The following is a 24722-nucleotide window of genomic DNA, read 5'->3' on the forward strand; positions in this document are numbered from 1 at the left end:
ATTTTTTTAATGAATTCGCTAGAAATTTTAGATAACGACCGTATTACTGCGGTAAAACTGCTTCCGAGAGTCATTGAGATCACCTCTCAGGAAAGAAGAATGATACAAGATGCAGCGGTGCATCTTCAGAGAAAATATGGCAGCTATGAAAATAGAGACTTCATTACTCACGTTCATCAACTGGCTTCTTATTTTTTGCCGGAAAGAATTCTACATATAGCCGCTGATTTTGCCAGCGACTTTTCAATAAACCAGTACGGAGCTCTCGTATTTAGGGAGTTAATGGACATTGATCAGGAAAGTATTGGAAATACGCCACCGAACTGGCAGTCTGCGGATTATTCCAAATTCAATATCTATGGTTTTGCGTGTGCTTTGATTCACGGAGCACTTCCATCCAAACCTGTGCAATATTATTCTCAACGTAAAGGCGGAGGATTAATGCATGCCATCATTCCTGACGAAAAAATGAGGGAAACGCAGACAGGATCGGGATCTGCAACAGATCTTTATGTGCATACCGAAGATGCCTTTTTGAAACATCAGGCAGATTTTTTAAGCTTTATGTACATTCGTAATGAAGAACAGGTGCCTTCTACCCTATATTCTATCCGTTCTCACGGAGCTATCGGGGACAATTTCAGACCTCTTTTTGAACGTATGTACAAAATACCGAAAGATGCCAATCTGGAGACAGGTGTAGACGAAGAAGAAGCATTGGATGCCGTTTTGTATGGCAATTATGAACTGCCTTTTATGAGGTTTGATGCTGCGGAACAGCTGTTCAACCCAAGCATTAAGCAGACTGATGATGCACACAGCCATCTGACAGAGTTTTGGGAAGAAGCAAGAGATCTTATTTATTCAGGTTTCACGCCACAGGCCGGAGATGTGATACTGGTGAATAACCATTTATGTGCTCATGGAAGATCGGCTTTCAGGGCTGGAGTAAGAAATATCGACGGCGTAGAACACCGTTGTGAAAGAAGAATTATGCTCCGTATGATGAGCAAAGTGAGCCTGATGGAAATGAGAGCGCACACACTTACAGAAGACCCGTTCTTTGTTATTGAAGAGCATTTGGGTAAAAACTTTGAAAATATTTAAAATGTTTTAGTAGATATTTATTTGATAATAATTATGATGGATCCTTTTAGGCCTTGTGCTTAAAAGGATTTTTTTACTATTTTTTCTAAACCATTAAGAGCATTTAAGTTTTTAAGAGGATTAAGAGGAGCTTTGCTTTAAGTTGTTATGGTTCTTAAAAATCATCGGACTTTAATCTTAATTTTCCTTGGTCACTTCAATGCTCTTAATGGTTAAAGCACATTCAGTTTAAAAACAAATTGATTTTAGCTTTAAATAAAAATATTTAAATAATTGTTTAGTAATGTTTTACAAGTATGCAAATAAAGTTATTTTTAATGATTAAAAAACTGATCAAATAAAGTCAATTGTTCAGATAACGATCTGCTCCAATACTGCGGATCATGAGCACCCAAAGATTCTATATAAAGATGCGGAATCTTAAGGTCTGTAAGTTTTTTGTGAAATTTTCTGTTCATTTCTATCATCTGACTATCTTCTGTTCCGCAATCGAAAATATATTGCTGTCCTGCTTTTGCCATTAGATTGGTTTTATGATCAGTCAGTAAGTTTTTGTTGATCGAAGACAAAGGGCCCAATACATTACTTACCTGATATTGGGTATATCCTTCGCCGAATGAATTGAAATCCAAAGCTCCACAAGAACTTCCCACAATGCCAAATGTATTATTGTACGCAGTACCAATGTTCACAGCACCATAACCTCCCATACTCCAGCCCAGGATACCACGGAATTTTTTATCATTTTTTACCGGATAGTTTTTATTAACAAAATCTACAAGCTCCTGCCCGATAAAAGTCTGGTACTGTGAATCTTTAACCAACGGACTGTCTACGTACCATGAGTTGTAATTTCCGTCCGGAAGTACGTAAATCATCTTATCCTTTTGAGCTTTCTGAACAAGGTCCGGAATATCCTGTTTGATCGTCCGTTCAGGATTTCCACTGTAGCCATGCAGAATATAGACGGATGGGTAGGTTGCACCCTTCTGCACATCCGGTGTGATAATGATTGTTTTAATGTTCTTATTCATTTTGGCACTGAAGACATCTTTATGAATGACTTTCTGTGCGGAAAGCTGTGCAGATATCGTCAATACACATACGATACTTACTAAATTTTTCATAGGATACAATTTTAATTTTGTTGCTAACTTGGGAATCTAATAGGACTGCATCCTATCTTAGGCTAAATCGCCACGTTGTGGCTGGCTGTTTCCCATACAATTGTTCTTGTTTATGAGAAAAAGATGAGGCAGAGAAAATAAAAAAGTCTCAACATATGTTGAGGCTTTTGTTAGATTATTTCTTTTTTATGCGGCTCAGCTGAGTGGGTGTAATCCCCAGATAGGAAGCAATATGATGCTGTTTCAGCCGGTCATGGAGCGGTTTGTTCTCCAAAAGCTGCAAATAACGCCGTTTGGCTGTTTCATGCTTTAAAGAGATCTCCAGCGGTTCTTTTTTTACTACCCAGTTTTTTTCCAGATAATGAATGTGAAATAATGCCAGATCGTGATATTGATTGATCAGTTCTCTGAAAGCTTTTGCCGGATATTTGATCACTGAACAGTCTTCCAAAGCAATGATATTGAAGTCGCTGGGCTTATCCTTGATAACGGCTGCCGTAGAAGCCACAAAACTTTTTTCTTCAAAGAAAATTTTATACACAGAATCTCCCTGTTCATCTATGGTATAATATCCTATCAACCCTGATTTTATAAAATAATAATATCTGGCAGCAGCTCCGGCTTCCTGGAGAAGTTCATTCTTATGATAAGTTTCTTCCGTGCAGATATTCATCAGCGCTTCAACCGTTTCTTCTGAAAGCGGATAATAGGTACTGATCTGTTCTAAAAGTTCTTTCAAGGCAGATTATTATTTAATCTAACAATTTCTTCATCATCAGATCAGTTTGGTCGTCGTCTCCCAACCTGAAGGTATGAGTTCCGAACTCCTCAAACCCATTTTTCCTGTAAAATTGAAGGGCTCTCAAATTCTCTTCCCAAACTCCCAGCCACAGATAACTTTTGTTAAGGTTTTGAGCAGTTGCCAGAGCCTGGTCGTAAAGCAGTTGACCTACTTTTTGTCCGTGATGGCTTTGTTTTACATAAATACGTTCTATTTCCAGGGAAGTGTCGTCCTGCATCTCAGTTTGTGCAGTCCCGGAGTTTAATTTCAGATAACCAACAGGAATGTCTTCTTCCCAGGCAATAAAGAAATGAGAATCAGGATTATTTAATTCTGATTTCACTTTCTCTGTACTGAAGCTTTCTTCCAGGTAGGTTTTCATTGCCTCTTCTGAATTGCTTTCTGCAAAGGTCTCATAAAAAGTTTGTCTTCCCACATCCTGTATGGTTTCCAGATCTTTTATTCCTGCTTTTTGAATGATTATTGATGACATGCTATACATTTATTGCTCTAATTTATTAATAAGATTTTTTATTTCAGGTATGCTTAATTCGGTTTTTGTTCCTGCTTTTAAAATGTTTTTTAAAATTCTAATATGGGCAACCTTTAAAGCATCTTCTGCTTCTACTTCCTGATCAGGAATCACTCCGATATGCTCCCAATTTTTATGGCTTATGGAAGATGTTATTTCTCCTGCCGGAAGAAGTAACAAATATTGATTTTGGATGATAAAATGATCTACCGGATTGGCAGCACCGCCCGTTTTTTCACCAATTACTTCGGCCATTTTATATTCCTGTAAAAAGTAGGCCAGACCTTCTGCTGCGGAAAAACTTTTTTTACTCGTAAGAATGATGATATTTTTGTGAAGATATTTCTGCCCGGAAATTTTAGGTTGTGTACTGTTTATGACTGTTTTATCCTTATTTCTAAAATAAGTAGTATAAAGATCCGTCTTTTTATCAAAGAAATAACTGCAGAATAAAAGGAGCATTTCATTATCTCCTCCTCCATTTTCTCGCAGGTCAATAATCAACGAGTTGGTATTGGCAATAAAATTCATTGAAGCAGCCAGTGTTTTTGCACTGGATTCAGCCGTTGCAAAACCTTTAAAATTGATATAACCGACGTTACCTTCCAGGCGTTGAACATTTTCAAAACCAAAATTTTCAAGGCTGTTATGAAAATTGTTTTCTTTTTCTCTTTCTTTCTCATTGTGAGGATTTTCAGAGCTATAATTTTCTAAATATTTGACAAAAAAATGCTCATCTTTTATGGTGGCTCTCAACTTTTGAGTCAGAAAGGCAGCAAAGTCTTTTTTACTCAGATTATTAAAAGTTCCTTTCTTAGATTCATTTTGAAATAAAGAATCAACTTTCTTGTAGGCATCTTTATCAATATAATTGTTTTTTACTTTTTCTGTGATATCAGACAGTACTACTTTAGTATGATCGCTCTGTGCATAGGAAATCAGAGAATAGAAAAAGAAAATTCCGACCAGTATTTTTTTCATTGAAATATGATTTAATATTTCAGTAAAAGTATTTCAATGGAAAGCTTATAAATTGTAAAAATGGAAACTCAGATAAACAGCCAGATATTATTTTGTTCAATATCTACATTGTCAAAGAACTTCCTGGGGTTTATTTTTGTGAGTTCCTTAAAATCTTTAATAAGATGTGACTGATCGTAGAAAAGATGCTCATATGAAAGTTCAGTGAGATTTTTTACTTTTTTATTGGATATCAAAACATTACGAAATCTCTGGATTTTTCTGAATTCAGATGCTGGTTTAGCCAGATAACGTTTTGAGATCTTATTCACATATTGCCTTGTTATGTTATTTTTTACTGCAATTTCTTCGATGCTGAGTTCAGTCTCAAAATCATTCAATATCGAATAAGCCAATGCTAAATCTTTTTGTTGGAATTTAGAGAGCCAATAATCCTCCAGCATTTCAATTTGCTTTTTTCTGTTAGGCTCATTAAAAATAGCATTCGAGATTTCTTTAAAACCCGAAAGGTGAATGTTTTCTTCCAGGGCTTCACAGTCATCTGCCTCAAAAAAATGATAAATTCCTAAGGGTTTAAAGTAAAGCGTAAGTTCATTAACAGACTGCTGATAAAAAATTTCAGTAGGAACTGAACACCTGAAAACAAAGTCTATAATTAAATTCTCCTCCAAAGATCTGTAAATTTCTATCCATCCTTTATCCTGCGCAATAGATACATTCTGACAGACTGATACAATGAAATAGTTATCCGGAAAAGTAAGATACCTGACCGGTTTGTCCATATTATCTTTTTCTATAAAATAATATCCTTCAATATATTTTTTAAGAAGAGGATGCGTAGGTTGATAAAAAGTCAATTTCATATCATCGTCAGATAGAAAACAGAATTCTGAAATTTTTCACGGGATTTATACTATGAAAATAATATTTTCTTAAATGCTTCAGAAGCCAGATGTACCTGAACTGCCCAGTCGTCTGCGGCATCGCTTCCGGCATCATCAGAAATATATTTCAGGCATAGAAAAGGAATATTTTCTTTCTTTGCGATCAGGGCAAGCGGATAGGCTTCCATATCTACAATATTGTAATCCGTTTCTGAATGATTCATCTCAAAACTGTCGCCGCTGCCACAAATCCCTTCTTCCAGACCGTTCATCTGAAGACCATATTCCAGGACAGGAGGAATTCCGGATAAAGGGGTTTCATAAAGGCTGAAACCGAGACCTCTCACATCCATGTCTCTTTGAATGAATTTTGTGCAGCAGACCACTTTACCTTTACCAAAGTTTTTACTTCCTGCAGATCCTAAATTAACGATCAGTTTAGGCTTTCTGAAATGAATTTCTCGGGTAAGTTCTATGGCAGCGTTTACTTTTCCTATTCCTGTTACCAATTTATTTTTTCCTTCAAAAGCTTGTCCTGCCTCTGAATCCAAAGCAAAAACAAACAGTGTTTCAGAAACCGGATAATGAGCTTCGGTGTTGATTTTTATCATTGAACGTAAATATTTAAACAAAAATAAGCATTGAGCAGCTAAAACCGAGCCTCTTTTCTGTTTTTTATTGAACCCTATAACCAATAAAAACACCTCAGATTGAGGTGTTTTATAATGACTATGCGAATTTATTTTTTATTAAAAAATACTAATGTCGCTAATCTTTTTCACAAACCCCACGAATATTGCTGTCCTTCAATAGTGACATTAGTGAATCTATTTGTGTTTAGAAAATTAACATAGTCAGGAAGTTGGGAGGGGGAAGTTGGAAGTTACTCTTAGTCAATAAAATTTAATGAAGTAACCTTGAAAATTTAATAAAAATACACTGTAGCTCTGTATTCAAACTTCAATGACTTCCCTCTTCCAGCTTTAAACTTCCTGACATGATTTAAACACTGCATCCATCAGTATCACAAGAAGCTCCTCCCCCTTTAGAAAGGTCTTCAAACGGGCTTACCGTTTCTTTATAAGTCTGCTGAAGAGCATCTGCAAAAACTTCAGCCGGCTGTGCTCCCGATACGGCATACTTTCCGTTCAAAACAAAGAAAGGAACGCTGGAAATTCCATTGTTTTTTGCCTCCTGAATATCCTGATTGATTTCATAATCAAACTGATCCGATGTTAAAGCCTGTCTGGCTTCATCCTTATCCATCCCTGAATTTTCAGCAATAGCAACAAGTTCATCAATATCTCCTACATTTTTTCCGTCGATAAAATGAGCTTTAAAAAGGGTTTCTTCCATTTCATTTGCCTTCCCGTATTTTTTGGCAAGATGAAGAAGTTTGTGTGCGGAAAAAGTATTGATGATCAACGCTTTTTCAAAATTAAAATCGATGCCGGCTCCTTTTCCCATCTGGGCCACCTGACCAATCATCTGAGAGGCCTGATCTGCCGGAAAACCTTTTTTCTCTTTAAAATATTCAATCGTATTCTGAGGTTGTGTAGCATCTAAAGTTGGATCTAACTGGAAGCTCTTCCATTCTACTTCTATTTCGTTTTTAAACGACAGTTTTTCAAGAGCCTGTTCAAAATTATTCTTTCCGATATAGCAGAACGGACACATAACATCCGACCAAATTTCTATTTTCATTTTTTATTTGTTTTAATTTCTGAATGATTTGAAACATCAAAATTAATACATTTTACTCAATGTAACAAAATTTGTTACAATATGTTAGGAACAGGGAATAATAGCCTCCTTCTTTTCAGTTCTTTTTTCTAAAATACTCCTCAGAATGATCATCAAAAAGGCCAGAACACCAAATATAAGACCTATCCAGGGATTGTAAGACGCCCCTTTGGCCACGATCATCCATCCTCCTAATGTCGTTCCCAGAGTTACTCCCAAATTCCCAAAAGAGGTAGCCAGACTGTTGGCAAATTCAAGAGAATCCGGGACAGAAGAGATCATATAGGTAGATGCATTCTGGAAACTGGGAGAGTAAAGGAACCCCCAAACAGCTATGCTAATGATATTGGCAGGCAGACTATCCCCAGAAAAATACAGTAAAAAAGGCACAATTAAAGTCCCGGAAAGAAATAAAGCCGTTGTCTTAGGTACATTCCAGCTCAGCATTTTCCCTGCGATCCAATTGGCAAAAACACCTATAATTCCAAATAGAAAAAGCATATAGCTTACCATAGTTCCGTCCATTCCTTTTGCCTTATTCAGATAGTCTGCAAAATAACTGTAAGTAGAGAACCAGGCCGTTATCATAAAAAAGTTCATAGCTGTACTGATGATGAAGGTAGGCTGACTTAAAATTATAAGCTGGCTTTTGTAAGATTTCTTTTCTTTAACAGGCATCGGTGGAAGCAAAAAATAGATAACGGCCAGAGCAATTGTACTCACTGCCCCCTGAACGATAAAAGAAGATTCCCATATCCATACACTGGCCAGCCATGTCGCAAAAGGAACCGTAGTCACCATGGCAAGGGCAACCCCGATAAAAACGATTCCCATCAGCTTGTTGGCCTGTTTTTTATCTGCTCCCGATACTGCAACAGATAAAGCTGTCGCAATATAGACCGGTTGCAAAAACGCAGGAAGAATTCTCACCAGCATCAGAAGCCAAAACGGGGGTGACATTGCAGAAATAACAGCCGTAAAGAGGAATATGGCAATGGCTGTTAACATCACTTTTTTCCTATCAAATCCTGACATAAGTAAAGTCATAAAAGGACCGGTTAAAGCAATGATCAATGCAAAAGCGCTAAGCAGCCAGCCAGCTTTGTCTATGCCAATCTTATAATGTTCTGCAATCTGCGGGAGAATTCCAATCACTCCGAATTCTGTGGTAATAACCGCAATGAATCCCAGACATCCGATGTATGCGTATTTTTTCATCCTTATTTTTCAGCAGTTTTAAGATATTGATTCGCAAATGCCGCCATTTCATCGGTCGCCTTTTGTACTTCATTCAGTGTTTCTCCCATATGCATAAATCCATGAACCATATCTTTATAAAAACTGGTTTGCACGGAAACCCCTGCTTCTTTCATCTGCTGTGTCAGCAATTCTCCTTCATCCCTTAAAGCATCATGCTCTGCAATAAGAACCAATGTAGGTGGCGTACTTTTAAAATCTTTTATCAAGATCGGAACAGCTAACGGATCCGGCTTGCTTTCACCTTCAGGATGATACCATTTCCAGGCTTGAATACCGCCATCTTTGTTTAAAACAGGGCCGGTTTCATACATCTCCCACGATTTTGTATTGAGTTGATTATCCGCTGCCGGGTAGATCAATATCTGAAATTTCAGGAGCTCTCCTACCTGAGTTGAAACGCTGGTCGCAAGGGCTCCTCCGGCACTATCGCCTATAATCCCGATCTGATCTCTGTCAATTCCAAGATTTTCAGCATGTTCACTGGCCCATTTTACAATGTCAATACAGTCGTTTAAACCTGCTGGAAAAGGATGTTCAGGAGCCAGTCTGTAGTCTGGAAAAATCACGGCTGATCCTGTTTTATTTGCTAATTTCCGTACCACGGCATCATGGGTTTCAAAGCCTCCTGCAATAAACCATCCACCATGGATATAAATAATGGCTGATGATTTTTGAACATCTTTTCCTTTCGGACGATAGATACGGACCGGAATCTGGTGGCCTCCCATAGACACATTCAGTTCTTCTATCATCGCAACAGATTCTTTTTTTCCGCTGAGCTGAAGCGACATCGTTTCAAGATATTTCCGGGTATCATCCAATGGATTCTGTACATTGAATGACTGTATTTTTTCTAAATGACTTACGATCTGGGTTATTGAGGATGTTAATTCCATTATTTTTTAATTTTTCCTGTTAATATTATTTTTACAGGGAACCTAAGCGCTATTGTTCCCAAACTGTTTATTTTCAGTTTCTGAGGACAAAATTAAATTTCAAACCTTACATTTGCACTGTATACAGCGAATTGTATGGTACTAACAAATTTGTAAGCTATGGGGAAAATAAAGGAAAATTCGACGAATAACATCAATAAAAAGTACATACAGGAATGCGATCTGTCTTATGCCGTTTGTAAAATCGGAGGAAGATGGAAACTTCTGATTTTAAATAGACTGAAGGACGGAAAACTGCGTTTCAGTGAAGTTCGCGACCGGATCTGTGGAATCACTGAAAGAATGCTTACTCTACAGCTGAGAGAGCTAGAAAAAGAAGGACTGGTAAAAAGAACCGTTCATGCTGAAGTTCCGCCAAGAGTAGACTACGAACTTACGAATATAGCCCGAGAGCTGATCCCGATATGGGAAGAGCTGGAAAAATGGGGAAATAAGCATAGGGACTTGGTTCAGGCCAATAGTATTGAGGAGGAAATTAAGGCTAAGGCTTAGATTAAGATAAATGATAAAATTAAGGTTGGGATTGAGATGCATTCACTTTGTTGCAGAACAATACGTGAGCTATGATCGCCAGCAGACCGAAAGATGCTCCTACAAAACATACTCCAGACCATTGTGCATACTGCCAGGCCATAGAAGCCAGCCACGTTCCGAGTGATCCACCGATGAAATAAGACACCATATAAACGGTGTTCAATCTGTTAACAGCATTGGATTTAATTAAGAAATAATTGGTCTGGTTCATGATGTGACTCGACTGTACCCCAAGGTCAACAAGGATAACACCAATGATCAGTCCCCAATAAGTTTCCCCGGCAAAATAGGTAAAAACCCAGCTTCCCACCACAATAAAAAGTGAATACAGGATAATTCTGTTGATATCCAGGTATTTCTGAAGTTTTCCCACTTTTGCTGCGGCCAAAGCTCCTACAGCTCCCGCCAATCCAAAGCTTCCGACTACGGAAGAACCTGCACTGAACGGTGGTTTTTCCATATGAAAGACCAAGGTAGTGAATAATGCACACATGGATCCGAATGCCATCGCCCCACGAAATGAAGCCAGCTGTAATATCGGCTGTGTTTTAGCCAAATGTGCCACGGAACGCATCAGCTCTTTGTAGGTTCCTTTGAAATTAGGCTGCATTTCAGGTAGCATTTTGTAAACGGCAATCCAAACCAGAATCATTAGTCCGGCAGCAATTCCGAACATCGCTCTCCAGCCCCAGACGTCTCCAACAATTCCCCCTATAAATCTGGATAAAAGAATTCCTAATAACAATCCTGACATTACTGTTCCGATATTGGAGGATTTTTCTTTATCAGAGGACAATTCAGCAGCAATAGGGATAAATAATTGAGGAATTACAGATGTTGCGCCAATTAACAAACTTGCTGCATAGAGCATCCACAGTTGGGTCGCGAACGTCATCCATAATAATGAACCGAAAACTAAAAAAAGATCAATCAGGATGAGTTTTTTACGGAAAAACTTATCTCCCAACGGAACAATTAATAATAATCCAACAGCATATCCAACCTGGGTAAGCACAGAGATTTTACTTGCTGCACTTTCAGAAACTTTAAGATCATCGGAAATAAGTGCCAGTAAAGGCTGGTTATAATAATTGTTGGCCACTACAAGTCCTGAAATAATGGCCATCAGCCAGATAACTATTCTTGAAATACTGTTCGTAGAGCTCCCCTGCATAGTTGAATTAAAATTTGATTTCAAATGTAAGAATAGAATTTATGAATAAGGTGTATTTCAGATTGTTAATGATGAATGATCTTATTCATACATTCAATCGAAAATATCCTCTTTTTTAAGAAGTGCAAAGGTACTCAAATTTCATAAAAAAAGAGGCCGTCGGTAAACGGTCTCTTTTAATCAACTATGGCATTTAATCTTAAAAATAATTTATAAATCTGTAAATTGGAAGATGATTTTTCACTAATAATGGCTTTACATTGCATAGAGCCTATCTTTTTGTGTCTATCTTTAACGGAATAACTGCTGTTAATATTTTATGACAATTCTTTTTTATTTCAATCTTTTAAGCAGAATCATTCTAAATGCCTTTATATAAAGGATTTTTGGTGGTATTTCATTTTTTTTTAGCACATTTGTACTAATCACATTTCACACTAGTTCCATGGATTCTAAACAACAGCTTTTACAGCAGTCAATCGCGGCAAAAGAGATATTTCTGCCTCATATTTCAGCAGATCCGGTTATTTTTGGATTTGAACACAATGAGCTTAAAGTTCTTCTTCTCAAAACTAATTACAGACAAAAATGGCTGCTTCCGGGTGGTTACGTAAGAAAAGATGAGGATTTGGATGAAGCCGTAAAAAGAATTCTCAAAGAAAGATCAGGAATCACGGATATTTATCTCGAGGAATTTGGGGTATTCGGAAAGAAAAACAGAAGTGAATTTCATTTTGAAGATTTTGATGAAACGCTTTTTCAGAAACAACGCTTTGTTACTGTGGGCTATTACGCATTATACAGTCCGTCAAGATTTCATCTGATCCCTGATGAATTTAGTGAAACCTGCGAATGGGTCTTTTTAAGCAAGCTGCCCCAAATCGAATTTGGGATGGACCATTATGAGATTATTCAGAAAGCTCTGTTTACCCTGAGACAGAAAATATCTACAAAACCTATAGGAAGAAATCTGCTTCCGGAAAAATTTACTCTTCCGGAACTGCAGAAATTATATGAAGCTGTTTTAGGAAAAGAACTGAATCGTGGAAATTTTTACAGAAAGATAAAGAATCTGGGCATCCTGAAAAAGCTTGAAGAACAAAGACGTGGCGGCGCTCACAAAGCTCCCGACCTCTACTCTTTTGATGAAGAAAATTATATCAAAGCGATGAAAAATGGTATGAACAGCTGGTAATCTGATCGTTTTTTCCAATATGTTCTATTGAAAAAAAGGTTTTCAGGTTTTAGAAATATTAGAGAAATTTGCAGAATGAAAATTATTCCGCTTAAAGAAGGCAATTTCTCCGCCAGCAGAACAAAAGACTTCACTCTGCTGACTCATGAAAACTTTGATACAATCAAAGGAATCAAAATGTCTGTGCAGCCATTTCTTATCATGACAGAAAATGATTATATTCTTCTTGATGCAGGGATAGGATGGAAAAATGCTGAAGGAAAGACTGTTGTTTCTGAACTGTTGGAAAGAGAAAATATCCGGCCAGAACACATTACAAAGCTCTTACTTTCGCATCTTCACAAAGATCATATTGACGGCAGTATACAAAAGACTGACCATGGTTTTATACCCACATTTCCGAACGCAGAAATTTATATCCAGAAACGTGAACTGGCTTTCGCTATGGAAAATAAAGTAAATCCTTCTTTTGATGTTGACACTTTGGAAAAACTGATTAGTCTTCCGAATATTGTATGGATGGATGAAGATCAGGGAAAGATTACTGACGAGATCTCTTTTGAAGTCGTAGGCGGACATACCCCTTTTATGCAGGTATTCTGGATCAGAGAGAATGATGAGACTGTTTTTTACGGTGCGGATGACCTTCCCCAGGCATCTTATCTGAAATACCATCTGGCTTATAAAAGTGATTTCGATGGCAGAAAAGCAATGGAACTAAGACTGGAGTGGCAAAAAAAAGCTGCTGAAGAACAATGGAAAATACTGCTTTATCATGATCTGGACAAAGCAGTAATTCAAATATAAATCTGATGTGAACTTGGTTTAAAGATCATTAAACCATTTATAAATATCCAATTCAGAAGGGATATTGAGTTTTTTCCGAATTCTGTTTTTTCTGTTCTGAATGGCTTTGGGGGTCACAAAAGTGTAGGTCGCAATTTCCTTGGTGGTAAAGTTGAGTTTTAGGTAAATGCAGAAAATCAGTTCAGAATTTTTGAGATTGGGGTGTACCTTTGTAATCTTATCAAAAAAATCCGGATATACAAGTCTGAATTTATTCAGCAGACGTGGTGAATTTTCTTTGGCCAATGCCATGATTTCGTCCTGCACTAAAATCTTTTGATTCAAATCTTCTAAATTAGATTGCGGTTTTTCGTTTTTCATAATATTTTTCTCATCGCTACTTTATTTCTGATACTTTCCGATAGTATCAGCAAAAACTCTTCTTATTCGGCTATATAATAGCTGTTTTGATATGGAGGTTTTTATTTGGGTTACCTAAATTTCATAATTTTGATTCAATCATATAATATACATTTTACAGAGTCCTGATATTTATTCTTAAAAATCATGCCACTTAAGTTCTTTCTTCAGTTATTTTTAAATGAAACAAAGAAAGAAAAAATGATTAAAATTTTACAGAATTAAAATACCACATACGTACCACGTCATGCCTATCAACAGTGTATTTGTTCTATTTTGAGCCAAGTTTCGAATTTAAGTTGTCCATTTTTTTATTCTAAGCAAATGTAGCAGATTGCAGATCTTATTTTTTATGATCGTAATCAATGTTTTTGATGATTATATTCCCAATTCCCGGTGAATATAAAAAGATTTTGAAATGGAACCACCAAAAGCTTGTGGTATCCCGTACTATGGGAACTGATTAAAATTGATCGTTTTTCACCTCATTGAAATTTCGAGCCTCCCCTGTTTATTAAATAACCTGAGTTCGGGTTAATATAGCAATATTATACATTCAAAAATATTCAAAACTGAAAAAAAGACCTTACGGTTTTCCGTAAAAGGAGAAGTTAGATTTTAGAAGTTAGAGGAGGATGAGTGAAAATTTCTGTATGACGATGCATCAATTATTGATTATCATTGATCTTAGAACTCTTTAACTACCCCGTCTTTTTGCTCCGCAAAACCCACCCTTTCAGAGAAGGGGAATTTATGTTGAGACAAATTAGCCATCTATATAAATTGCAAGGAGCACCTCGAAATCCGCAACCGAAACAAATTCACACCTCCTCGTCAAGCTGTTTCTGAAATTCCTCCAGATACCTCGCAAGATGCAGTCCGTCAGCCAATCCATGATGAGCTTCCACAGAAACCGGAAGATATTTTTTTCCATCACGGATACTGAACTTTCCAAATGTGATTTTTGGGACAGATTCCGAATTATTAAAACTGGTAGGATGCATCAGCGCACTGAAAGAATTCCATGGGATTGTGGTATGTCTGATCAGATCTTTGCCCAGGTCACCGTTCTTCAACCTTAACCCGGACGACTGCTGCACAGCCTCAATTTCCTTTTGCATTGCGGCATTAAATACTTTAAAATCTCCAGAAAAAGGAATAAATGCAAAACCGAAAGTTCCGTCTGCCCTGCCAATCGTACTTCCGGCATGGATAGTATCATATAAAATAACCTGACCGTCAACGATCCGTAGTTTCAGCTCATCTACAGTATTCACGGCAATCATTGATCTGTGAAGATAGGTGGCGAAAAAAGAATCTCCATTTTCTTTTGCATCATCATAAGCTTTTGTACAGTCAACTTCAGTAGTAAAGCCAAAATAGGGACTTTCCATCTGCGAGAAAAATTCAAAATGCTCTTTACGGTTCCAGTTTTCGATATCTATGATCTTCATTGATTTTATTTATTGCAAATTTCAGCAAGTTTTCCCGGTTTTAAAAGTTTATCCGGAAAAATATTACTGAAACAAATCATTAAAAATATAATGAAATCTTAATGTAGAACGTTGGTTTTGGTCAGTTTTTTGATACAAATAGGAGAGGTTTACAATATCAGAGCTTACTTTTATATTGTCAATATTTAACTTACATTCTTCGGGCTTCATTATACTACAGAAGCTGATATTTAACTGTAATTGAAAAAATAAAACATGGAGACAGAAAAAATCGGATTCATCGGATTAGGAAATATGGGCCATCCTATGGCAAAAAATTTGGAAAAGGCAGGATTCCCGCTTTCTGTTTACAATAGATCACCTGAAAAAGCTGAAGATTTTAAAGAAAAATCCACGGTTTATACTCAAATTCAGGATTTGATTCAGAACAGCAGTTTGATATTCACTATGCTTACCGATGATCATGCAGCGACCGCCGTGTATGAAGAGATTCTAAAATCAGATATCAGCGGAAAACTCTTTGTAGATATGAGTACCATTTCTCCGCAAGCCACGAGCCAACTTGCCGGCGCGGTCAAAATAAAACAAGCATCTTTCATAGATGCTCCGGTAGCCGGAAGCACGATGCCGGCGGCAGAAGGTACACTGATCATCATGGCTGGTGGCGAAGAAAAAGACCTGCAGCGGGCAATGCCTTATTTGGAGAAGCTCGGAAAAGCCGTAAAACATTTGGGCGAAAACGGAAAAGGGATTGCCGGAAAGCTGTCTGTTAATTACTTCTTGTCTACAATTTATCAGGGACTGGCAGAAACGGTTTTATTTTCAGACAAACTGGGAATTGAGCGTGCTGCCATGATGGAAATCATCAATGAAAGTGCCAGCGGAAGTGGCGCCACAAAAGTAAAAACCCCAATGTTGATTAATAACACCTATGATCCTGCTTTTGCTTTGGACCTGATGCTGAAAGATATTCTCCTGGCTCACAATGCAGGAGCAGATTCTCCTCTGTCCAAAACACTAATAGAGACTTATCAGTCCGCACATGATGAAGGTTTTGGTAAAGACGACGTGATCGGCATCATCAATTATCTAAAAAAATAAGATTTGATCAGAATCTTAAAATATTGGATTCTTAACTGTAATACGATGGATATACAAAATTTCAAAGGGAATAGCTGGTCTGCAAGAGAAGATAACCTTGACCGCCTGACTTCAGCATGGCATACAGATCTAGATCTCGGAAGACCGCTGGAAGTGATGTGTGATATGTCTAACAGCAGAAAGCTTGGGTTTACAGCGTATCAAAATACAGAAGATTCTTTCACTGAACTTTTTGAAAAACTGAAGGCGGAAAAATTGATCCCCTAATAAGAAGCTGGAAACTACTAGCAATCCTTGTCAAGGTTTAAAACCTTGACAAGGATATTTCCCCAATACTTATTTAGGTACAAAAATTAATAAAACTGTCCCGCAGTTCCGATTTTGGATTCAATAACTTCCCTCTTCAAGCTTCCCGACACAATAGAAAAGGAGCAGCTGAATGCGGCTCCTTTTCTATTATTCTGTGCTTTTTTACTTATTAAATTTCACTGGTTGTCATCCCGAACTTCTGTTTGAATGCATAATAAAAATGGGAAAGATTTTCAAACCCGAGTTCAAGATAAATATCTGATGGCTTTTTATTTTTATGACGGATCAGATAATAGGCTTCCTCCAGTCTTTTTTCTTTAAGCCATTGTTTTGGGGTTATATTGAATGCTTTATTAAAATCACGCTTAAATCCTGATAAACTACGGCCTGTAAGCCTGGCAAAGGTCTCTACCGATACATTGAACATGAAATTTTTAATCATGAATTCTTTCAAATCAATCTTATGCGGTTCGGAGAAGTCAAAAAGCAGGTTTTTAAAATCAGGATTGCTTTGGAGAATCAATTCTATAGCTTCTTTCACCTTTAAAACTATCAGTCTGGAAGTCGCTGCTTTCGTTTTGTCAATATAGGGAAGCAACGAAACAAAGTAACCTCTGAAAAATTCATCAGATTCAAAAAAGAGCCTTTCGGTATCTGAAAATCTTTCATCTGCCGTAATTCTATTTTCTGCCGCATACTGCCGAAGCGTTTCCTGATCAAGTGTTATGGAAAGAAACTGATATTTCCCGTTCTTCGAAGGATGCTTTACCGTACGGATCAGTTGATTTTTTCGTACCAGAACCACCGTATTTTCTTTTATAATCATCCGTTCTTTGTCATGGAAAGCATGCGTTTCACCGGACAACTGAAAACCAAGAAAATAATCCGGAATAAATTCCTCATGTCCTCTGTATGTTTCAAAAGCGCATGAATACACCAGTTTATCGAATATGATCTCAAAAGTTCTCTCCATGATACAAATATCTGAAATTTAACCTATAACAGCAGCACCTGCTTCTGCAATCTCTTTATCCTGCTCAGGAGCTCCACCCGAGGAAGCTATCGCTCCTATGATTTTCCCTTCAGCATCTTTGATCACTACTCCACCGGCAACCGTTAAAAGTCCTGCATTGGAATTCAGCATTCCATATCCGTGAATATCTGCTCCGGCAATGATAGTCCCCATCACATCGCTATCGACCCCAAACATCACAGCAGTTCTTGCTTTTTTAACGGCAAAATCGATAACGCCATAAACACTGTCCAGTCTTGCTAATGTCATAAGGTGCCCACCAGTATCAACTACTGCAATGCTTACAGGGATATTGAAAGATCTGGCTTTTTCTGTGGCTGCCTGAAGTGATTTTGCAGCCTGATCATAATTAATATTCATTATTTAACTTTTTGCAGCCCATGCCTCGGCCTGAAGTTGTTTTACAAAATCTTCGGTTTCTTTAGGATGTACATTTCTAAAATTAGACTGATCATCCAATGCCACATTGACGATAACATCGGCCATAGATTGAGGATCCAGCTGATGGGCAAGAGAATCGGCAACCCCATCAAAAGAAGATTCCGGGGTGAAATTCACTTGTGGATCATACCAGCGAAAGATAGAATCTACCCCTCTGTCATTGAATCCGGTTCCAAAAACACCCGGATTGCAGGTAGCAATTTTGATGTTGAACGGAGCCAGTTCCGTTTTCAATCCTTCTGCAATAGATTCCATAGCATGTTTTGAAGCGCAATAGGCTGCAACATACGGAACCGTCCATAAACCGCCCATTGATGTGGTAAATACAATTTTACCAGGCTTCTTTTGTTCAATGAATTTTTTGATAAATCCCTGAGCAAGCTCTAATCCGCCAAAAACATTCACATCAAACATGGAACGAACCAGATCAATCGGCTGCTCAGCAATGGGTCCACCTTCCATAATTCCGGCATTGCTGATCAGAATATCAATATCATACTTTTTTAAGATGTATTCGATATCTCCTGAATGGGTTACATCCAGTTTGTCTACCGTCAATTCTATTCTTTTTTCCTGGGCTTCACGGATTAAATCACTCATCTGTGGGTAAACCTGTGCGGTTGCGATAACTTTGTGTCCTTTTTGGGCGAGATCAAAAGCTGCAATTTTTCCGAAACCGCTTGCTGCACCTGTAATTAAAATAGTTTTGTTCATTTTGTTTTTTTATTGTTACAGATACAAAATTGAAGGATTTTAAAAGGATATTTGTTGGTGGAAGGTTCAATATTTTGTTGGTGAGAAGTTCATACTAAGATAAAGTACACTCCTATCAGTTTTTTACATACCATACTTTGTTATAAAATTGACAGATCACCCTAATTTGGTGGGATTTTTGAATGTAAAATATAAACCAATCACACCATTGAAATTAATAACATTCACAAAAAAGGGAATTTACTGTCCGCAGGGGAAATTTTATATTGATCCCTGGAGACCTGTAGACCTGGCGATTATCACCCACGGACATGCCGACCATGCCCGGTGGGGAATGAAAAAATACCTTTGCCATCATTATACAAAGCCCATCCTGTATCAAAGGATCGGGATTGATATTGAATGCCAGAGCGTTGAATATGGTGAAGCCATTACGCTAAATGGTGTAAAAGTCTCGTTGCACCCTGCCGGACATATTATCGGATCAGCACAGATAAGATTAGAATACAAAGGATACGTCACCGTTATTTCAGGAGATTACAAAGTACAGGAAGATGGACTAAGTACCCCCTTTGAACTCGTAAAATGCAATGAATTCGTAACGGAAAGCACCTTCGGTCTGCCCATTTACAACTGGCTGGAAGTTCCCGATCTCAATAAAAAACTTCAAAACTGGGTCCTTAAAAATCAGGAAAATTCAAAAACCTCAGTATTCATAGGATATTCGCTGGGAAAAGCTCAGCGTATCATGAAAGCAGTGGAAGGCTTAGGAAAAATATATGTTCACAATTCCATTGGAAGGCTGAATGAAGCTTTTGAATCTGTAGGCATTACGCTTCCGGATTACAAGACGGCTGATTTTAAAGAAAATCCCAAAGAAGTACAGCATGAAATCGTCATTGTCCCACCCGCTTTACTCGACAGCAATATCATAAAAAAAATACCGGATGCGGCAACCGCTATCTGTTCAGGCTGGATGCAGGTACGCGGAGCCAGAAGATGGCGTAGTGCTGATGCCGGATTTCCCATGAGCGATCATACCGACTGGAAAGGGCTTCTGCAAGCCGTAAAAGCTACAGAAGCAGAAATTGTACATGTCACGCACGGACAGACGGAAATTTTTTCAAAATATTTAAACGAGATCGGCATCAAAGCGGATGTTGTAGAAACCCTGTTCGGCGAAGACGAAGAAGAGTCCGAAAAAGAAATCATTGAAAATCCGGAGCCATGAAACATTTTGCAGATTTGATCAACGCCTTGGAAACGACCAATAAGACCAATGCTAAAATAGAAGCTATCATTGATTATCTGGAACGCGCTCCGGATCAGGATAAAGTATGGTTCATTGCTTTGTTTACGGGCAAAAGACCCAAAAGGAATGTGAATACCAATTATATGAAAGAATGGGCGCTGGAAATCACCCAGCTGCCTTTCTGGCTGTTTCAGGAAAGCTATTCTTCCGTGGGAGATCTTGGAGAAACCATTTCCCTGATCCTGCCCCCACCTTCAGAAACCATTGACCGGACCCTTTCCCAGTGGATGCTGGATATCGTTCAGTTAAAAGACAAATCAGAAACTGAAAAGAAAGCATTTGTATTACAGTCGTGGAACGGACTGGATTATACAGAGCGTCTTATCTTTAACAAATTACTGGGAGGGAGTTTCAGAATTGGGGTTTCCGATAAAACTTTGATCAATGCCCTTACCAAATTTTCATCTCAGGAATCGAGTACTTTAATGCATAGTCTGATGGGAAAATGGATCCCCGGGGAAGTTACATTTCAGGAATTGATTTCGGCTGAACATGTCAATCCAGACAATTCAAAACCCTATCCTTTCTGTCTGGCTTATCCTCTCGAAAAAGAGCTGGAAGAACTGGGAAATCCTGGAGACTGGCAGATCGAATACAAATGGGACGGAATCCGTGGACAGATCATCAAAAGGAATGACGAAGTCTTTATCTGGTCAAGAGGTGAAGAGCTCGTAACCGATCAGTTTCCGGAAATCAAAGAGACCGTTCTGGCTATGAAAGGGAACTTTGTTTTAGATGGAGAAATACTTGCGGTAAAGGACTCTAATGTTTTAAATTTTAATGAATTACAGAAAAGATTAAACAGGAAAACTTTAACTAAAAAAATGCTGGTAGATATTCCCATTGAAGTGTTTGTTTACGATCTTTTAGAGTTGGAAGGAACGGATCTCCGTGAAAAATCTATAGCATCAAGACGTGCCATGCTGGAAGAATTATTGCTGAACGAGACCCCTCAAAATATTAAACTTTCTCAAGTTATTGATTTTGAAAAATGGGAAGATCTGAATAGCATAAGAGAAGGTTCCAGAGACATCAATAGTGAAGGCCTTATGCTGAAACAGAAAAATTCGTCTTATCATGCCGGAAGAAAAAAAGGCGACTGGTGGAAGTGGAAAGTAAGTCCGCTGACTATTGATGCTGTGTTAATTTATGCCCAAAAAGGAAGCGGCAGACGAAGTGCCTATTATACAGATTATACATTCGCTGTAAAGAATGGAGATGCATTGGTAACCATTGCAAAAGCCTATTCGGGTTTGACGGATAAAGAGATCATGGAGGTAAGCAGATTTGTCAATAAAAATGCCATTGAAAAATTCGGGCCTGTTCGCACCGTAAAAGCTGAATTGGTTTTCGAAATTGCCTTTGAAGGTATAGGATTCAGCAGCAGGCATAAAAGTGGTGTCGCATTAAGGTTTCCAAGGATTGTAAGATGGCGGAAAGACAAAACCGTAGACGAAATTGACGAACTTGAAGAAATAAAAAAACTGATCCAATAATTTGAAAGCATTTGACAATAGTGATGGATTCAAGGTCATTCAGCAATGGATGGCTGATAAAGGCATGTCCCCTTTCAAATTTCAGACCGACACGTGGCAGAAATTTGGAAGCGGATACAGTGGAATGGTCGTGGCACCCACCGGATTTGGAAAGACATTTTCCGTTTTTCTGGCTTTGGTTTCAGACTTCATGAACCGTCCTGAACAGTACAAAAAAGGACTGAAAATGATCTGGATCACTCCCTTGCGCTCTTTGTCTAAGGATATTGCTAAAGCGATGCAGGAAGCCATGGATGAGATTGGCCTCGACTGGACCGTTGGGGTCAGAAACGGAGATACAGACCAGAAAGTAAAACAGCAGCAGGTCCGGAATATGCCTGAAATTCTTGTGGTAACGCCCGAAAGCCTTCATTTGCTTTTAGGCCAGAAAAATCACGCCCGCTTCTTCCAGGATATGAAATGTATCGCTGTTGATGAATGGCATGAGCTATTGGGTTCAAAACGCGGGGTTATGGTGGAACTCGGTATTTCTCAGCTCAGAAAATATGTTCCGAAAATAAAAATATGGGGAATCACAGCAACCATTGGAAACCTTGATGAAGCAATGGAAGTTTTAATTCCCTACAACATCAAAAAAACAAAAATTACCGCCAAAGAACATAAAAAAATAGATATTCTCCCCGTTATTCCGGACGAGCTTGAAATTCTTCCGTGGGCTGGTCATTTGGGAGGTAAATTAGCCGATAAAATCGTTCCGATCATCCTTGACTCAAAATCCACCATCGTTTTTACGAATACACGGAGCCAAAGCGAAATGTGGTATCAGTTATTGCTGAATGCTTATCCGGATTTTGCTGGACAAATCGCTATTCATCACAGTTCCATTGATGCTCATCTCCGGATCTGGATCGAAGAGAATTTAAGTGCCGGAAAATTAAAAGCTGTAGTCTCCACTTCATCTTTAGACCTCGGAATTGATTTTAAACCTGTAGACACTGTTATTCAAATCGGTTCAGCAAAGGGAGTTGCCAGATTCCTGCAGCGCGCCGGACGAAGCGGTCACTCTCCTTTTGAAACTTCTAAAATCTACTGCGTTCCTACCCATTCTCTTGAACTGATCGAAGTAGCCGCATTAAAGGAAGCCGTGAAACAGAAAGTCATAGAGCCCCGTGAACCTCAAGTTTTGTGTTTCGATGTACTGGTTCAGTTTCTGATGACTTTGGCTGTTGGCGACGGGTTTTATCCCAAAGAAACCTTTGAAAGGATCAGAAAAGTATTTGCTTTCCAGGAAATGACCGCAGAAGAATGGAAAAGCATTCTGGATTTCCTGACCATTGGCGGTAGTGTTTTAAAAAACTATGAAGAATTCCATAAAATCGTCATTATGGAAGACGGTCTTTACAAAGTGACCTCGCGCAAGATCGCCATGCTCCACCGTATGAATATGGGGGTTATCGTAAGTGATGCTATGCTGAAAGTGAAATTTATTTCCGGTGGCTATATCGGAATGGTGGAAGAATATTTTATATCCAAATTAAAAAAAGAAGAAAGATTTATTCTCGCCGGACGAACGCTTGAAGTCGCCATGATCAAAGATATGACGGTTTATGTTCGCGCAGCAAAAGGAAAAGCAATGGCACCGAGTTATCTGGGTGGAAGACTGCCGTTGAGTTCTAATTTAGGTCATTTTTTAAGAGAAAAACTGTCTCATGCCTTAAATCCGAAAGCATCAGAAAAAGAATTGAAATTTTTACATCCCCTATTAGCCAGTCAGGAAAAAAATTCCCACATTCCTAAAGAAGACGAATTTCTGGTAGAGCTGATCAAAAACCGGGAAGGGTATCATCTGTTCATGTATCCCTTTGAAGGCCGCCTTGTACACGAAGTTATGGCTGCGTTGATAGCGTACCGCATTTCAAAACTGGCCCCGATTTCTTTTTCAATGGCGATGAATGACTATGGTTTTGAATTGTTCAGCGACAAAGAAATTCCTCTGCATGAGGAGCATATGGATAAGATTCTGACCCGGGACAATCTCATGAACGATGTCATTGCCAGTATCAATTCTGCGGAAATGGCACGCCGGAAATTCCGTGATATAGCTGTAATTTCAGGAATGGTGATCCAGAATTATGCAGGAAAACAGCGATCCAATAAGTCGTTACAAAGCTCAGCAGGACTGATTTTTAAAGTGTTGGAAGACTATGATCCCAATCATTTCCTTGTCAGACAAGCCTATACCGAAGTTTTCAATATGCAGCTTCAGGAACCCCGTCTTGTAGAAGCCTTTAAAAGAATTGAAAAATCAAAAATCATTTTAAAATATTCCAATACCTTTACGCCATTGAGCTTCCCTATCAAAGTAGACAGCTTAAGACAGACCCTTTCAAGCGAAAGCCTAGATGCGAGGATCAAACGGATGGTGGAACAGGCGAGGAAGAGAGGATTTTAGGGTTTTAGAGTTCAAAGTTATAAATTATGAGTGATGAGTTGGGCTCGTGTTTCGCAGACGATTTCAGGCTTCGGGAGTAATAACAACAATTTCATTTTAACCCTAATTTCCATTCCATGAAGGGATAGATTTTTGCCCAACAAAAAGACGGGGTAGTTAAAAAGAGGGACAAGATAAAATTCCTCTCTAAAAAAATCATTAATACGTTTTACAAAAAAATTGAACATCGCAGTAAAAAATATCACCCTCAACAACGAAGTTTTCACTTTAACCAACCAGCGTGCGGCATTTTGGAGAAAGGAGAAAGCACTGATCTTAGCTGACCTTCATATTGGAAAAACCGCCCATTTCCGGAAAAACGGAATTGCATTAGCCAATCAAATTATGAAAAGTGATCTGGAAAGGCTTTCTGTTCTGATTGAATATTTCCAGCCGGAAAAATTCATTGTGGTCGGAGATCTGCTTCATGCCGGAGACAACTCGGATGTGGATGAATTCTGCAGTTGGAGAAATCAGTATCCTGATCTTCAATTCTATCTTGTTGAAGGAAACCACGACCGCCTGTCAGCGAAATTAGAGAAAAAATTATGTTTGAATTTTAAATCAGAATTATTAACAATTAATGGATTTACTTTTATTCATGATTTTGACAAAGCATTGGCAGAATTTCAGATCACAGGACATATTCATCCTGGTGTTGTACTCAACTCTTCTGTAAAAAAAATCAGGCTTCCGTGCTTTGTTCAGACTCAAAACCAACTGTTATTACCAGCCTTTAGTGAATTTACAGGATTGGATACCAAAAACATTCCTAAAGGCGGAAAATTCTTTGTATTTACAGATGCTGAGATTCATGAAATTTAAAATAAAGCTGAGGATATGGGTAAGACTAAGCGCACAAGCTAAAAAAGACTGCCCAATTACAGACAG

Annotated in this window: 25 protein-coding genes; 10 read left to right on the top strand and 15 right to left on the bottom strand. The window is 38.2% G+C overall.

The window, feature by feature from the left end; all coding sequences use genetic code 11:
• Nucleotides 1-9: 9 nt before the first annotated feature.
• Nucleotides 10-1107 (top strand): Fe(II)-2OG oxygenase family protein, encoded by a 1098-nt coding sequence (locus HHL23_RS02120; RefSeq protein WP_169233172.1) that lies wholly within the window; start codon nt 10-12, stop codon nt 1105-1107.
• A gap of 314 nt (nt 1108-1421) precedes the next feature.
• Here HHL23_RS02120 and HHL23_RS02125 read toward each other — a convergent pair whose 3' ends face one another.
• The 9 genes from HHL23_RS02125 to HHL23_RS02165 form a co-directional block, all read right to left on the bottom strand.
• The gene (locus HHL23_RS02125) at nt 1422-2234 is read right to left on the bottom strand and encodes an alpha/beta hydrolase (protein ID WP_169233173.1); all 813 of its coding nucleotides are present in this window, start codon (nt 2232-2234) and stop codon (nt 1422-1424) included.
• Between the two features lie 175 nt (nt 2235-2409).
• Nucleotides 2410-2973, bottom strand: a complete 564-nt coding sequence (locus HHL23_RS02130) for a Crp/Fnr family transcriptional regulator (RefSeq protein ID WP_169233174.1) — start codon at nt 2971-2973, stop codon at nt 2410-2412.
• A gap of 13 nt (nt 2974-2986) precedes the next feature.
• Nucleotides 2987-3508: a GNAT family N-acetyltransferase gene (locus HHL23_RS02135; RefSeq protein ID WP_169233175.1), complete on the bottom strand. Its 522-nt coding sequence runs from the start codon at nt 3506-3508 to the stop codon at nt 2987-2989.
• Between the two features lie 9 nt (nt 3509-3517).
• Entirely contained in the window at nt 3518-4528 is a 1011-nt protein-coding gene (locus HHL23_RS02140) for a S41 family peptidase (RefSeq protein WP_169233176.1), read from the bottom strand.
• Nucleotides 4529-4596: 68 nt separating this feature from the next.
• Nucleotides 4597-5391 carry a helix-turn-helix domain-containing protein gene (locus HHL23_RS02145; RefSeq protein WP_169233177.1) on the bottom strand — a complete coding sequence of 265 codons (795 nt, stop codon included), beginning with the start codon at nt 5389-5391 and terminating at the stop codon, nt 4597-4599.
• A gap of 50 nt (nt 5392-5441) precedes the next feature.
• Nucleotides 5442-6023 (bottom strand): 5'-methylthioadenosine/S-adenosylhomocysteine nucleosidase family protein, encoded by a 582-nt coding sequence (locus tag HHL23_RS02150; RefSeq protein WP_169233178.1) that lies wholly within the window; start codon nt 6021-6023, stop codon nt 5442-5444.
• Between the two features lie 391 nt (nt 6024-6414).
• Nucleotides 6415-7116, bottom strand: coding sequence for a DsbA family oxidoreductase (locus tag HHL23_RS02155; RefSeq protein ID WP_169233179.1), 702 nt, complete (start codon nt 7114-7116; stop codon nt 6415-6417).
• An 84-nt stretch (nt 7117-7200) separates the two neighbouring features.
• The gene (locus tag HHL23_RS02160; protein WP_169233180.1) at nt 7201-8373 is read right to left on the bottom strand and encodes an MFS transporter; all 1173 of its coding nucleotides are present in this window, start codon (nt 8371-8373) and stop codon (nt 7201-7203) included.
• A gap of 2 nt (nt 8374-8375) precedes the next feature.
• Complete coding sequence (locus HHL23_RS02165; protein WP_169233181.1) at nt 8376-9311, bottom strand: alpha/beta hydrolase; 936 nt, start codon at nt 9309-9311, stop codon at nt 8376-8378.
• Between the two features lie 159 nt (nt 9312-9470).
• On the opposite strand from HHL23_RS02165, the gene HHL23_RS02170 reads away from it, so the two are divergent.
• Nucleotides 9471-9863, top strand: coding sequence for a winged helix-turn-helix transcriptional regulator (locus HHL23_RS02170; RefSeq protein ID WP_169233182.1), 393 nt, complete (start codon nt 9471-9473; stop codon nt 9861-9863).
• A 19-nt stretch (nt 9864-9882) separates the two neighbouring features.
• On the opposite strand, the gene HHL23_RS02175 is transcribed toward HHL23_RS02170, so the two are convergent.
• Nucleotides 9883-11079 carry an MFS transporter gene (locus HHL23_RS02175; protein ID WP_169233183.1) on the bottom strand — a complete coding sequence of 399 codons (1197 nt, stop codon included), beginning with the start codon at nt 11077-11079 and terminating at the stop codon, nt 9883-9885.
• 445 nt (nt 11080-11524) lie between these two features.
• Here HHL23_RS02175 and HHL23_RS02180 point away from each other — a divergent pair, with 445 nt between their 5' ends.
• Together HHL23_RS02180 and HHL23_RS02185 are read left to right on the top strand one after the other, a co-directional pair.
• Nucleotides 11525-12274 carry an NUDIX hydrolase gene (locus HHL23_RS02180; protein WP_169233184.1) on the top strand — a complete coding sequence of 250 codons (750 nt, stop codon included), beginning with the start codon at nt 11525-11527 and terminating at the stop codon, nt 12272-12274.
• 75 nt (nt 12275-12349) lie between these two features.
• Nucleotides 12350-13081, top strand: a complete 732-nt coding sequence (locus HHL23_RS02185) for an MBL fold metallo-hydrolase (protein ID WP_169233185.1) — start codon at nt 12350-12352, stop codon at nt 13079-13081.
• Nucleotides 13082-13099: 18 nt separating this feature from the next.
• Here the strand turns inward: HHL23_RS02185 and HHL23_RS02190 are convergent, their stop codons facing one another.
• Both HHL23_RS02190 and HHL23_RS02195 read right to left on the bottom strand, forming a co-directional pair.
• Nucleotides 13100-13441, bottom strand: a complete 342-nt coding sequence (locus HHL23_RS02190) for a helix-turn-helix transcriptional regulator (RefSeq protein WP_169233186.1) — start codon at nt 13439-13441, stop codon at nt 13100-13102.
• An 860-nt stretch (nt 13442-14301) separates the two neighbouring features.
• Nucleotides 14302-14934: a chloramphenicol acetyltransferase gene (locus HHL23_RS02195; protein WP_169233187.1), complete on the bottom strand. Its 633-nt coding sequence runs from the start codon at nt 14932-14934 to the stop codon at nt 14302-14304.
• Between the two features lie 255 nt (nt 14935-15189).
• Between HHL23_RS02195 and HHL23_RS02200 the strand changes: the two genes are divergently transcribed.
• Together HHL23_RS02200 and HHL23_RS02205 are read left to right on the top strand one after the other, a co-directional pair.
• The gene (locus HHL23_RS02200; protein ID WP_169233188.1) at nt 15190-16035 is read left to right on the top strand and encodes an NAD(P)-dependent oxidoreductase; all 846 of its coding nucleotides are present in this window, start codon (nt 15190-15192) and stop codon (nt 16033-16035) included.
• Nucleotides 16036-16080: 45 nt separating this feature from the next.
• Nucleotides 16081-16302, top strand: coding sequence for an NAD-dependent dehydratase (locus tag HHL23_RS02205; protein ID WP_185194847.1), 222 nt, complete (start codon nt 16081-16083; stop codon nt 16300-16302).
• Nucleotides 16303-16513: 211 nt separating this feature from the next.
• Here HHL23_RS02205 and HHL23_RS02210 read toward each other — a convergent pair whose 3' ends face one another.
• The 3 genes from HHL23_RS02210 to HHL23_RS02220 are packed head-to-tail and all read right to left on the bottom strand — an operon-like array spanning nt 16514 to nt 18532.
• On the bottom strand, nt 16514-17317 hold the full coding sequence (locus tag HHL23_RS02210) for a helix-turn-helix domain-containing protein (protein WP_169233189.1): 804 nt from the start codon (nt 17315-17317) through the stop codon (nt 16514-16516).
• An 18-nt stretch (nt 17318-17335) separates the two neighbouring features.
• On the bottom strand, nt 17336-17737 hold the full coding sequence (locus HHL23_RS02215; protein ID WP_169233190.1) for a GlcG/HbpS family heme-binding protein: 402 nt from the start codon (nt 17735-17737) through the stop codon (nt 17336-17338).
• A 3-nt stretch (nt 17738-17740) separates the two neighbouring features.
• On the bottom strand, nt 17741-18532 hold the full coding sequence (locus HHL23_RS02220) for an SDR family oxidoreductase (RefSeq protein ID WP_169233191.1): 792 nt from the start codon (nt 18530-18532) through the stop codon (nt 17741-17743).
• A 208-nt stretch (nt 18533-18740) separates the two neighbouring features.
• On the opposite strand from HHL23_RS02220, the gene HHL23_RS02225 reads away from it, so the two are divergent.
• From HHL23_RS02225 to pdeM, 4 genes are all read left to right on the top strand, one after another.
• Nucleotides 18741-19763, top strand: coding sequence for a ligase-associated DNA damage response exonuclease (locus HHL23_RS02225; RefSeq protein WP_169233192.1), 1023 nt, complete (start codon nt 18741-18743; stop codon nt 19761-19763).
• Complete coding sequence (locus tag HHL23_RS02230) at nt 19760-21340, top strand: ATP-dependent DNA ligase (RefSeq protein WP_169233193.1); 1581 nt, start codon at nt 19760-19762, stop codon at nt 21338-21340. Before HHL23_RS02225 ends, HHL23_RS02230 begins: the two co-directional genes overlap by 4 nt.
• A gap of 1 nt (nt 21341) precedes the next feature.
• Nucleotides 21342-23792, top strand: a complete 2451-nt coding sequence (locus HHL23_RS02235; protein WP_262889203.1) for a ligase-associated DNA damage response DEXH box helicase — start codon at nt 21342-21344, stop codon at nt 23790-23792.
• Nucleotides 23793-24011: 219 nt separating this feature from the next.
• Nucleotides 24012-24656, top strand: coding sequence for a ligase-associated DNA damage response endonuclease PdeM (pdeM, locus tag HHL23_RS02240; RefSeq protein ID WP_169233194.1), 645 nt, complete (start codon nt 24012-24014; stop codon nt 24654-24656).
• The last annotated feature ends 66 nt before the right edge of the window (nt 24657-24722 follow it).

Origin of the sequence: Chryseobacterium antibioticum (genome assembly GCF_012927325.1) — a bacterium.
Classification (GTDB): domain Bacteria; phylum Bacteroidota; class Bacteroidia; order Flavobacteriales; family Weeksellaceae; genus Chryseobacterium; species Chryseobacterium antibioticum.